This is a genomic window from Amycolatopsis sp. CA-126428 (assembly GCF_002904335.1).
In the GTDB taxonomy this organism is placed as follows: Bacteria; Actinomycetota; Actinomycetes; order Mycobacteriales; family Pseudonocardiaceae; genus Amycolatopsis.
In genome coordinates this window covers 1-13,054 of the sequence record NZ_PPHF01000112.1, presented here as the reverse complement: position 1 = coordinate 13,054, position 13,054 = coordinate 1, and the positions used below count along the sequence as shown (strand labels likewise).

The 13,054-nt window shown below is 74.4% G+C and carries 1 protein-coding gene and 1 pseudogene; both read right to left on the bottom strand.

What is annotated here, in order from left to right; genetic code table 11:
• A pseudogene (locus C2L58_RS27615) lies at positions 1–10,758 on the bottom strand (type I polyketide synthase); the annotation flags it as partial.
• Positions 10,759–10,829: 71 nt separating this feature from the next.
• On the bottom strand, positions 10,830–13,054 hold a 2,225-nt coding region (locus tag C2L58_RS27610; protein WP_146073693.1), incomplete at its 5' end, for an SDR family NAD(P)-dependent oxidoreductase.

Here is a 13,054-nt window from a genome sequence, read left to right as displayed (position 1 = left end):
CACACACGCCGCGGCGATCTCACCCTGCGAATGGCCGACCACGGCGTCCGGCTCGATCCCGTAGGACCGCCACAACGCCGCCAGCGACACCATCACCGCGAACGACACCGGCTGCACCACATCGACCCGAGCCAACATCTCCGCATCGGCGAGCACGTCGAGAAGCGACCAGTCGACAAATTGCCCCAGCGCCTCCGCGCACTCCGCCATCCGCGCCGCGAACACCGGCGAAGACTCCACCAGCTCCAGCGCCATTTCGACCCACTGCGCGCCCTGACCCGGGAACACGAAGACCGTCCGGCCGTCGACGTCCGCGCTGCCTTCCACCGCGCCCGCCCTGCCCTCGGCGAGCGCCGTCACGCCGGCCAGCAACCCGGCCGGGTCGGCGCCCACCACGACGGCGCGGCGCTCGAAGGAAGACCGCGCGGTCGCCAGCGAGAAGCCCACGTCCACCGGGCGGTCGGCCCGGTCGGCGAGCCGCGAAGCCAGCGATCCGGCCTGGGCACGCAACGCGTCATCGGAGCGGGCCGACAGCGGCCAGGCCACGACCGGGCGGGAGCCGCCGTCGCTCTCGGGCGCCTCGGCCGCGGGCGGTTCCTCCACGATGACGTGCGCGTTCGTGCCGCTCACGCCGAACGAGGAGATCCCGGCCCGCCGGGCCCGCTCGCCCGGCGCCCACTCCCGCGAGCCGGTCAGCAGCTCGACCGAACCCGCCGACCAGTCCACGTGCGACGAGGGCTCGGTGACGTGCAGCGTCCGCGGCAACGTCCCGTGGTGCAGGGCGAGCACCATCTTCATCACGCCCGCCACGCCGGCGGCGGCCTGGGTGTGCCCGATGTTCGACTTGATCGACCCGAGCCACAGCGGCGCGGTCCGGTCCTGCCCGTAGGTGGCGAGCAACGCCTGCGCCTCGATCGGGTCGCCCAGCGTCGTCCCGGTCCCGTGCGCCTCGACGACGTCCACATCGGACGGTTCGAGCCCGGCGTTCGCGAGCGCCTGGCGGATGACCCGCCGCTGGGAAGGGCCGTTCGGCGCGGTCAGGCCGTTCGACGCGCCGTCCTGGTTCACCGCCGAACCGCGGACGACGGCCAGCACCGGGTGTCCGTTGCGGCGCGCGTCCGACAGCCGCTCGACCAGCAGCACCCCGACGCCTTCGCCCCACGCGGTGCCGTCGGCGTCGTCGGAGAACGGCTTGCAGCGGCCGTCCGTCGAGAGCCCGCGCTGCCGGCTGAACTCCATGAACACCGACGGCGTCGACATGACGGTCGCACCGCCGGCGAGCGCCAGGTCGCACTCGCCGCCGCGCAACGCCTGCGCGGCGAGATGCAGGGCCACCAGCGACGCCGAGCACGCCGTGTCCACCGTCACCGCCGGCCCTTCGAGACCGAGGGTGTAGGAGAGCCGTCCCGACACCACGCTGGCCGAGCTGCCGGTGGCCAGGTAGCCGTCGACGCGGTCTTCCGAATGGTGCAGCAGCGAGCCGTAGTCCTGGCCGTTGGTGCCCGCGAAGACGCCGGTGCGGCTGCCCTTGAGCGACCGCGGGTCGATCCCGGCCCGTTCGATCGTCTCCCACGCGGTTTCCAGCAGCAGCCGTTGCTGCGGGTCCATCGCCAGCGCCTCGCGCGGCGAGATCTCGAAGAACGCCGGGTCGAAGTCCGCGACGCCGCTGAGGAAGCCGCCCTCCCGCACGTACGAGGTGCCGGCGTGGTCCGGGTCCGGGTCGTACAGCGATTCGAGGTCCCAGCCGCGTTCGGCGGGGAACGGCGCGATCGCGTCGGTGCCCTCGGCCAGCAGCCGCCACAGCGACTCCGGCGAGTCGACGCCGCCGGGGAACCGGCAGCTCATCCCGACGATGGCGATCGGCTCGTCGGCGGCGGCGGCCGCGACGACCGGGTTTTCCTCGGCGGCGGTGCCGGTGAGCTCGTCGCGCAGGTGGTCCGCGAGGGCCGCGGTGGTCGGGTAGTCGTAGATCAGCGTCGCGGGCAGGCTCAGCCCGGCCGCGGCGCCGAGCGCGTTGCGCAGCTCGATCGCGGTCAGCGAGTCGAAGCCGAGGTCGGAGAACGGCTTGGACACGCCGATGTCGTCTCCGGACGCGAAGCCGAGCACCCGCGCGACCTGCGCGGCGACCAGCTCGCGGACCCGGCGGGTCCGCTCGTTCGCCGAGAGCCCCGCCAGTTCGCGGCGCAGCGCCGGCTCGGCGGTCGCGGACCTCGCCCGCTCGGCCGCCGCGGCGACTTCCGGCAGGTCGGCGACCAGCGGGACCGGCGGTATCCGCGACCAGTCGACGTCGACGACGGCGAGCAGCGGCCGGCCGTCGGTCACCGCGCGCTGCAGGGCGGTGAACGCCGTTTCGGGCGTCAGCGGGGTCATGCCGGTGCGGTGCCGCCGTTCGGCGGCCGACTGCTCGGCGGCCATCCCGCCGCCGGCCCACGGCCCCCAGGCGATCGCGGTCGCACGCCGGCCCCGGGCGCGGCGGGCTTGCGCGAGCGCGTCGAGGGTGGCGTTCGCGGCGGCGTAGGCACCCTGCCCCGGCCCGCCGAACGTGCCCGCGAACGACGAGAACAGCACGAACGCGTCGAGGTCGAGGGCGTCGGTCAGCTCGTCGAGGTGGCGGGCGGCGTCGACCTTCGGGCCGAGGACGCCGGCGAGCCGCTCGGGCGTCAGCGACGCGAGCACCCCGTCGTCGACGACGCCGGCCGCGTGGACGACCGCGGTCAGCGGGTGCCGCTCGGGGATGCCGGCCAGCAGCTCGCCGAGCGCGGTCCGGTCGGCCGCGTCGCAGGCGGCGACGGTGACCTCGGCCCCGAGCTCCTCGAGCTCGGCCGTCAGCTCGGGCACGCCGGGCGCGCCGGGCCCGCGCCGGCTGGTGAGCAGGAGGTGCGCGGCGCCCGTGCGGGCGGCCCACTTGGCGGTCTGCGCGCCGAGCGCGCCGGTGCCGCCGACGACGAGGACCGTCCCGCTCGGCCGCCACGGCCCGGCTTCGGGCGGGTCGGCGAGTTCGGCGTGGGCGAGCCGGCGCACGAACAACCCCGCGTCGCGGATCGCGAACTGGTCCTCGCCGCCGGGGGCGGTCAGCACGCCGGCCAGGACGGCGACCGCGCCGGTGTCGATCCGTTCCGGGAGGTCGACGAGCCCGCCCCACTGGTCCGGCCGCTCCATCGCGGCGACCCGCCCGAGGCCCCAGATCCCGTTCTGCTCGGGGTTCCGGACGTCGTCGGCGGCCCCGACCGAGACGGCTCCCGTGGTGGCGCACCACAGCGGGGCGCCGAGGCCGGCGTCGTCGAGCGCGCGGAGCAGCACCGTGGTGGCCGTGAGCCCGGCCGCGGGGTCGAAAGCGGCGAGCGACAGGATTCCGGCGACCGGCTCGCCGCCGGCTGCGTCCCGCAGCCGCTCAGCGAGAGCGAGTGGCTCGTCACCCGGTCCCACCGGCACGATCCTGGCCCCGATGCCCTGCTGGGCCAGGTCTTCCGCGATCCGGCCGGCGACCTCGTCCTCGGCGGCGGCGAGCAGCCAGGACGACCCGGGTTCGGCGGTGCGCCCGGCGACCGGCTGCCACCGCTCCTCGTAGTACGTGGATTCCGCGGTGGTCGCGGCCCGGCCGGCCGGAGCGGCGTCGATCCAGTAGCGCTGGTGCTGGAAGGCATAAGTGGGCAGGTCGATCCGGGCGGTGCCGGTGAACAGCGCCGACCAGTCGACGTCCTGCCCGGCGACGTACAGCGAGGCCATCGCCGTCAGCAGGTTCTCTTCCTCGGCCCGGTCCTTCCGCAGCGCCGACACCACCGTGCCTTCGACGGATTCCGCCGCCATCGCGGTCAACACGCCGTCCGGACCCAGCTCCAGGAACCGGGTCACCCCGCGCTCGGCCAGATAGCTGACACCGTCGTGGAACCGGACCGTCCCCCGCACATGCCGGACCCAATACTCCGGCGAGGTCAGTTCTTCGGCGAGTGTCCCAGTGACGTTGGAGACGACCGGGATCGAAGGGGCGTGATAAGTCAACGATTCCGCCACCCGGCGGAACTCCGCCAGCATCGGCTCCATCCGCGCCGAATGGAACGCGTGACTCACCGACAGCCGACGAGTTTTGCGGCCCTCGAACTGCTTGACCACCGAGGCGACCGCGTCCTCGTCACCGGAGAGCACCACCGATGACGGGCCGTTCACCGCGGCCACCGACACGCCTTCGACCAGCAGCGGCAGCACTTCGGCCTCGGTAGCCTGCACCGCGACCATTGCTCCGCCGGTGGGCAAAGCTTGCATCAACCGGCCACGCGCAGCGACCAACGCACACGCATCTTCCAACGACCACACGCCTGCGACGTGCGCCGCCGCCAGCTCGCCGATCGAGTGCCCCACCAGGAAATCCGGGGTCATCCCCCAGGACTCGACCAGGCGGAACAAACCCACCTCGACGGCGAACAACGCCGCCTGGGTGTACACCGTCTGATTCAGCAGCTCGGCGTCGTCACCGAACATGACCTCACGCAGAGGACGATCCAGCTCACCGTCCACATGCGCACAGACCGCGTCCACGACGTCCGCGAACACCGGCAACGCGTCATACAACTCCCGCCCGGCTCCCAACCGCTGGGCACCCTGACCCGAGAAGAGAAACGCCGAACGACCACCCGACGCGACACCGGCCGCCGACTCACCGGCAGCCAGAGAAGCCAGGCCTGCCAGTGCCTCCGACCGGTCGGCCGCCAGCACCACCGCACGGTCCTCGAACACCGCCCGCGACGACACCAGCGCCGCACCCAGCTCGGCCAGACCCAGCTCCGGACGACCGTCCACGAACGACAGCAGGCGAGCCGCCTGTGCCCGCAGAGCCGCACCACCACGGCCCGACACCACCAGCGGAACGAGCGAACCCGCGGCCGCGGCCTCGGGCCGGGCCGGCTCCTCGGGCGCCTGTTCGAGGACGACGTGGCCGTTCGTTCCGCTGAGGCCGAAGGACGACACGGCGGCCCGGCGCGGCCGGTGCGTCTCGGGCCAGTCCCGCGCCTCGGTCAGCAGCCGCACGTTGCCGGCGGACCAGTCGACGTGCGGGGTCGCCGTCTCCGCGTGCAGCGACTTCGGCAGGACCCCGTGCCGCATCGCGAGCACCATCTTGATGATCCCGGCGACGCCGGCCGCGGACTGGGTGTGCCCGAGGTTCGATTTGACCGAACCGATCCACTGCGGAACGTCCCGGTCCCGGCCGTAGGTCGCCAGGAGCGCCTCCGCCTCGATCGGGTCGCCGAGCGTGGTGCCCGTCCCGTGCGCCTCGACGGCGTCCACATCGGACGGTTCGAGGCCCGCGTTCGCGAGCGCCTGGCGGATCACCCGCTGCTGCGACGGCCCGTTGGGGGCGGTCAGGCCGTTGGACGCGCCGTCGGAGTTCACCGCGGAGCCCTTGACGACGGCGAGCACCGGATGCCCGTTGCGCCGCGCGTCCGAAAGCCGCTCGACGAGCAGGACGCCGACGCCCTCGCCCCAGCCGGTGCCGTCGGCGGCGGCCGAGAACGGCTTGCAGCGGCCGTCCCTCGCCAGCCCGCCCTGCCGGCTGAACTCGATGAACCCGCCCGGCCCCGCCATCACGGTCACGCCGCCGACCACGGCCAGCGAGCACTCGCCCTGCCGCAGCGCCTGCGCCGCGAGGTGCAGCGCCACCAGCGAGGAGGAGCACGCCGTGTCGACCGTGACGGCCGGCCCCTCCATGCCGAAGGTGTAGGCGATCCGGCCGGACAACGCCGCCGACGACGTGCCGGTGAGCAGGTGCGCCGTCGCTTCGTCGGTGGGGTCCCACGCGCCCGCCGCGTACCCGGACGACGAGGCACCGATGAACACCCCGCCGGTGCCGCCGCGCAGCGTGGCCGGCGGGATGCCGGCCCGCTCGGCCGCTTCCCAGCACACTTCGAGCAACAGCCGCTGCTGCGGGTCCATCGCCAGTGCCTCGCGCGGCGAGATGCCGAAGAACAGCGGGTCGAACTCGCCGGCGTCGTACAGGAAGCCGCCGGTGTTCGCGTACGTGGTGCCCGGCCTGGTGGAGCCGGGGTCGTAGAGCCCCGCCAGGTCCCAGCCGCGGTCGACCGGGAAGCCGGCCACCGCGTCGGCTCCCTCGGACACCAGCTGCCAGAGGTCTTCCGGCGAGCCCACCCCGCCGGGGAAGCGGCAGGCCATCGACACGATGGCGATCTCGTCGTCCGTACCGGCTTTGGTCACGGGGGCAGCCACCGGCCGGTCCTCGATCGCCCCGTCCAGCTCGGCCCGCAGGTGCCGGGCCAGCTCGGCGGGGGTCGGGTGGTCGAAGACGAGGCCGACGCCGAGTTCGAGCCCGGTGACCGCGGCGAGCCGGTTGCGCAGCTCCACCGCGGACAGCGAGTCGAAACCGAGGTCGCGGAACGCGCGTGCGGAGTCGACCGCGTCCGCCGAGGCGTGCCCGAGGGCCGCGGCCGCTTCGGCGCACACGAGGTCGAGCAGCCGCCGTTCCCGCTCGGGCGCGGGGAGGGCCGTCAGTTCGTCGCGCCACGAGGACGGCTGCCCCGGAGTGGCGCCGGCCGAGGGTTCCCGGGCCGCCGGCAGGTCCGCGAGCAGCGCGCTCGGCCGGGCCGAGGTGAATCCGGTGACGAACGCAGGCCAGTCGACGTCGGCGACGACCGGCGCGGGCTCGGTGCGGCCGGTGGCGTTCAAGAGCGCGGTGAGGGCGAGCGACGGCGGCATCGCGGCGAGCCCGCGCCGCCGCAGTTCGGCCTCGGTCGCGTCGTCGGCGGCCATGCCGGCGCTCGACCACGGTCCCCAGGCGATCGACGTCGCGGCGAGACCACGGCCGCGGCGGTCGGTGGCCAGTGCGTCGAGGACCGCGTTCGCCGCCGCGTAGGCGCCCTGGTTGCCGCTGCCCCACACGCCCGCGATCGACGAGAAGAGGACGAACGCGTCCAGCTCCCGGCCGGCGAGGAGCTCGTCGAGGTGCCGCGCGCCGCCGGCCTTGCCCGCCAGCAGGCCGGCCAGCTCGGCCACGGTCGTCTCGGCGAGCGCGGTGAACCGGGTGGCCCCCGCGGCGTGCATCACCGAGCGCAGCGGCCGGTCCTCGGTGTCGATGCGGGCCAGCAGCTCGGCGACCGCGTCGCGGTCCGCCACGTCGCAGGCGGCGATGGTGACGTCGCTGCCGAGCGCGCTCAGTTCGGCTTCGAGCTCGGCGGCGCCGGCCGCGTCGCGACCGCGGCGGCCGGCCAGCACGAGGTGTTCGGCACCGCGCTCCGCGAGCGACCGGGCGAGGAGCGCGCCGAGACCGCCGGTGCCGCCGGTGATCAGCGTGGTCCCCGCGGGCTGCCAGCCTCCGGTCGGCTCCGGGCTGGCGTCCGTGGCGGGGACGAGGCGGCGGACCAGCGTGCCCGAGGGCCGGACGGCGAGCTGGTCCTCGTCACCGATGCCACGCAGGGCCGCCGCGAGCCGGGCGCGGTCCCGGCGGCCGAGGGTCTCGGGCAGGTCGATCAGCCCGCCCCAGCGGTCCGGGTGCTCCAGGGCGGCGCTGCGGCCGAGACCCCACGTCGCCGCCTGCCCGGGGTGGGCCGGCCGGTCCGACCGGCCGACGGAGACCGCGCCGCTCGTCGCGCACCACAGCGGCGCCGTGACACCGGCGTCGCCGAGCGCCTGGATCAGGGTGAGGGTGCCCGCGAGCCCGCGGGAGACTTCGGCGTCGCCGGTGGGGGTTTCGTCCAGCGCGAGCAGGGAGAGGACGCCGGCCGCGTCGGCGGCCACGTCGCGGAGGCGGTCCGGTTCGCCGGGAACCTGCTCGACGCGCACGACTTCGGCGCCGTGCTCGCGCAGCGCTTCCTCGACGTCGGCGACGAGGCCCGCGGCTGTCTCGGCGGGCGGCACCACGAGCAGCCAGCGGCCCGGCAGTTCGACCTTGTCGGCGCGCGCCTGGAGCACCGGCTTCCACCGGACCCGGTAGTTCCAGGATTCCACTGTGGACGCCGTTTGGGTGCGCCGGCGCCACGACGCGAGCGCGGGGGCCATCGCTTCGAGCGACGACCGCTGCTCGGGCGAGGACAGTTCCAGGGTTTCCGCAAGGGTGTCGAGGTCGGCGCGGTCGACGGCGCTCCAGAAAGCGTCGTCGACGACGGTGCCCGGCGCGAAGTCGACCGGCGCGGCGGTGTCGTCGGCGTCCGGCCAGTAGCGCTGGTGCTGGAAGGCGTAGGTGGGCAGGTCGACCCGGGCGGTGCCGGTGAACAGCTTCGCCCAGTCCACTTCGTGCCCGGCGACGTACAGGGACGCCACCGCGCTCAGGAGGCTCTCCGCCTCGGCACGGTCTCTGCGCACGGCCGAAACCAGCGTGCCTTCGACGGATTCCGCCGCCATCGCGGTCAGCACGCCGTCGGGTCCGAGTTCCAGGAACCGGGTCACGCCCTGCTCGGCCAGGTAGCCGACACCGTCGTGGAACCGGACCGTTCCGCGCACGTGCCGGACCCAGTACTCCGGCGAGGTCAACTCCTCCGCCAGTGTTCCGGTCACGTTCGACACAACGGGAATCGTGGGAGCGTGGTAGGTCAGCGTTTCCGCGACCCGGCGGAACTCCGCCAGCATCGGCTCCATCCGCGCCGAATGGAACGCATGACTCACCGGCAACCGACGAGTCTTCCGGCCCTCGAACTGCTCGACCACCGAGTCGACCGCGTCCTCATCACCGGAGAGCACCACTGACGACGGGCCGTTCACCGCCGCGATCGACACACCTTCGACCAGCAGCGGCAATACCTCCGCCTCCGTGGCCTGCACCGCCACCATCACCCCACCCGGAGGCAACGCCTGCATCAACCGGCCACGAGCCGCCACCAAGGCACCCGCGTCCTCCAACGACAACACGCCCGCACAATGTGCCGCCGCCAGCTCCCCGATCGAATGCCCGACCAGGAAGCCGGGTGTCACACCCCACGACTCGACCAGCCGGAACAAACCGACCTCAATGGCGAACAACGCCGCCTGCGCATACCTCGTCTGATTCAGCAGCTCGGCATCTTCGCCGAACATCACTTCACGCAGACCGTCCACCTGCGCGGACACCGCATCCACCACATCGGCGAACACCGGGAAGGTGTCATACAGCTCGCGGCCCGCACCCAGCCGCTGCGCACCCTGACCGGAGAAGAGAAACGCCGAACTCCCCTCCGCCACGACACCCGACACCACACCCGGAACCGGCTCACCAGCCGCCAGCGCCGCCAGCGCCGCGGCCCGGTCATCGGCCAGTACCACCGCGCGGTGCTCCAGCCGCGCGCGCGTCGAGGCCAGCGCGGAACCCACCGCGACCGGGTCTTGGGTGCCCACAGCCGGCACCAAGGCACCCGCCTGGGCCCGCAAGGCGTCCGCGGTCCTGCCCGAGAGCAGCCACGGCACCACCGGAGACCCGGTGGTGACCCCGGCCTCCGCTTCCTCGTCCGGAGCCTGCTCGAGCACGACGTGGGCGTTCGTGCCGCCGACGCCGAACGCCGACACCCCGGCCCGGGCCGGCTTGCCCGTTTCCGGCCACGGCTCGGCCTCGGTGAGCAGCCGCACGTCCCCCGCCGACCAGTCGACCTGCCGGGACGGCTCGTCCACGTGCAGCGTCTTCGGCAGCTGCCGGTGCCGCATCGCGAGCACGGTCTTGATCACCCCGGCGACGCCGGCGGCGGCCTGGGTGTGCCCGAGGTTCGACTTGACGGCGCCCAGCCGCAGGGGGTGGCCCGCCGGCCGGTCCTTGCCGTAGGTGGCCAGCAGTGCGTGCGCCTCGATCGGGTCGCCGAGGGTGGTGCCGGTGCCGTGGGCCTCGACGAAGTCGATGTCGGCCGGTTTGAGACCCGCGTTGTCGAGCGCCGCGGTGATCATCCTGCGCTGCGAGGGGCCGCTCGGTGCGGTGAGGCCGTTCGAGGCGCCGTCCTGGTTCACCGCCGATCCGCGGACGACGGCGAGCACCTGATGACCGTTGCGCCGCGCGTCGGTGAGCCGTTCGAGCGCGAGCATCCCGATGCCCTCGCTCCAGCCCGTCCCGTTCGCCGCCGCCGCGAACGCCCGGCAGCGGCCGTCCGGCGAGAGGCCGCCCTGCTCGCTGAACTCCTGGAACGCACCGGGGGTGGCCATCACCGTGACCCCGCCGGCCAGCGCCAGCGAGCACTCGCCCTGGCGGAGCGCCTGCGCGGCCAGGTGCAGTGCCACCAGCGACGACGAGCACGCGGTGTCCACCGTGATCGCGGGACCTTCGAAGCCGAAGGTGTAGGAGAGCCGGCCCGAGGCGACCGACGAGGCGTTGCCCGCGAGGAACCGGCCGGCCAGGTCCTGGTCCCAGTCCCGCCGGACGTAGGCGTAGTACTGGGTCATCAGCCCGACGAACACCCCGGTCCGGCTGCCGCGCAGGCTCGCCGGGTCGATCCCGGCCCGCTCCAGCACTTCCCACGCGCCTTCGAGCAGCAGCCGCTGCTGCGGGTCCATGGCGAGCGCGTCCCGCGGCGCGATCCCGAAGAACCCGGCGTCGAAGTCCGCCGCGTCGTAGAGGAACCCGCCGCCGCGGGCGTGCCCCGGCCCGGAGAGCGAGCCGAGGTCCCAGCCGCGGTCGGCGGGGAAGCCGGAGATGACGTCGCGGCCCTCGGCGAGCACCTCCCACAGGTCTTCGGGCGAGCCGATCCCGCCGGGGAACCGGCAGCTCATCCCGACGATCGCGATCGGCGCGTTCGAGGCGGTGACCAGCTCCCGGTTCTGTTCGCGCAGCCGCTCGACCTCCTTGAGCGAAGCACGCAGCGCCTCGACGATCTTGTCAGCGGGGTTCGGCATCGGTTTCTCCGTATCGGCACGCGGGGTCGGTCGCGGGTTCGGGCTCACGAGGCTGGTCCGGCGGCGCCGCCGTCCAGGGCCAGCGCGATGAGCCGGTCGGCGTCCATGTCGTCGATCGAGTCCACCGGCACGGCCGCGTCCCCGTCCTCGCCGTTCTGGTTCTTCCGGTCGGTGGGGTCGCCGCCCTCGGCGAGGCCGAGCAGCAGGTCGGCCAGTCCGGCCGAACGCAGCCGGGCCAGCGGGATCGACGCGAGCGCGGCGCGCAGCCGCGCTTCCTCGCCGTCCTCGGCGGTCTCGGGGCCGCCGAACAGCTCGGCGCCGAGGTACCCGGCGAGCGCTCCGGCGGACGGGTGGTCGAACACGAGGGTGCTGGGCAGCCGGAGACCGGTCGCCGCGGCGAGCCGGTTGCGCAGCTCCATCGCGGTGACGGAGTCGAAGCCGAGGTCGCGCAGCGCGCGATCGACGGGCACCTCCGCCGGCGTGCGGTAGCCGAGCACGGCGGCGGCCGCCGAACGCACGAGGTCGAGCAGCGCCGGTGCCCGCTGTTCGGGCGCCAGGCCGGCGAGGCGGCCCGGCTCGTCCCGCCGCGTGGGCGGCGCGGCCTGCCGGGCCCGCTTGACCTCGGGCAGGTCGGCGACCAGCGAGTCGGCCGCATCCGCGGCGGCCCGGGCCCAGTCCACGTCGGCGACGAGCGCGAACTCCGCGTCGTCGGCCAGCACCCGGTGCAGCGCGGCGAGCGCCGTCGCCGGATCCATCGGCGAGGAACCGCCGCGGCGCAACGCTTCCCGCCGCGTGCTCTGCTCCGCGAGGCCGCCGCCGCCCCACTGTCCCCAGGCGACGGAACAGGCCGCCAGCCCCAAGCCGCGGCGGTGCGCGGCCAGCGCGTCGAGGTAGGCGTTCGCCGCCGCGTAGTTCGCCTGCCCGGCGTTGCCGAGCGTGCCGGCGGCCGAAGAGAACAGCACAAACGCGGCCAGGTCGAGGTCCGCGGTCAGCTCGTGCAGGTTCCGTGCCGCGGCGACCTTCGGCCGCAGCACGTGCTCGAACCGATCCGGGGTGAGCGAGTCGAGCACGCCGTCGTCGAGCACGCCCGCCGTGTGGACGACCGCGGTGAGCGGGCCGGCGGCGGTGCTGTCGCGCACCAGTCCGGCGAGCTGCTCGCGGTCGGCCACGTCGCAGGCCGCGATGGTGACCTCGGCGCCGAGGCCGGTCAGTTCGGCCCGGAGGGCCTCGGCCTCCGGGGCGCCGGGGCCGCGCCGGCTCACGAGGATCAGGTGCTCGGCACCGTTCTCGGCGGCCCACCGGGCGACCCGGGCACCGAGGGCGCCGGTGCCGCCGGTGATCAGCACCCGGCCGCCGGCCGCCCAGCCGGCGTCCGGGCCGGTGGTCTTGCCCGCCGCCCGCGTCAGTCGCGGGACGAACGTGCCCGCGGTGCGCACGGCGACGGCCCGCTCGGTGCCGCCGAGGGCCTCGGCGAACGCCTCGCGCGCCGGCTCGTCGAACGCCTCGGGCAGGTCGGCGACGCCGCCCCAGCGTTCGGGGTGCTCGATCCGCGCGACGCGTGCCAGCCCCCACACCTGGGCCTGCGCCGGGTGGTCGACGCGGTCGCCGGGGCCGGTCGACACCGCGCCCGACGTCGTCAGCCACAGCGGCGCGTCGATGCCAGCGTCGCCCAGCGCCTGGATCAGCGCCGTCGTACCGCACAGCCCGAGCGACACCGAGGAAAACGCGGGGTGCGGACGCTCGTCGTGCGCGAGCAGCGAGACGATGCCGTCCGGTGGCACGTCCAAGTCGCCGAGCAACTTCGCGAGAGAGTCGCGGTCGACCTCGGTGACCGGCAGGACCGTCGCGTCGATTCCCTTGCCGCGCAGGGCTTCCCGCGTGCCCTCGAGGATCCGGTCCGGGACGTGGCCGCTGGTGACGACGAGCCAGTGCCCGGTGAGGACCATGCCTCCAGCGGCGGCCGCCGGCCGCCAGCCGATTTCGTAACGCCACGAGTCGACGATCGAGCTCTCCCGCCGCCGGCGTCGCCACGACGTCAGCGCGGGCAGCACCGCGCCCAGCTCGTCCTCGGGGACGGCCAGCTCGCCGGCCAGCGAGGGCAGGTCCGCGCGCTCCACGGCGGCCCAGAACTCGGCGTCGACCGGGTCCACGACCGGCGAGGGCCGTTCCGGAACGTCGAGCCAGTAGCGGCGGCGGTCGAAGGCGTAGGTCGGCAGGTCGACCGGTCGCGGGTCGTGCGCGGCGAACACCGCGTCCCAATCCGGGCTGA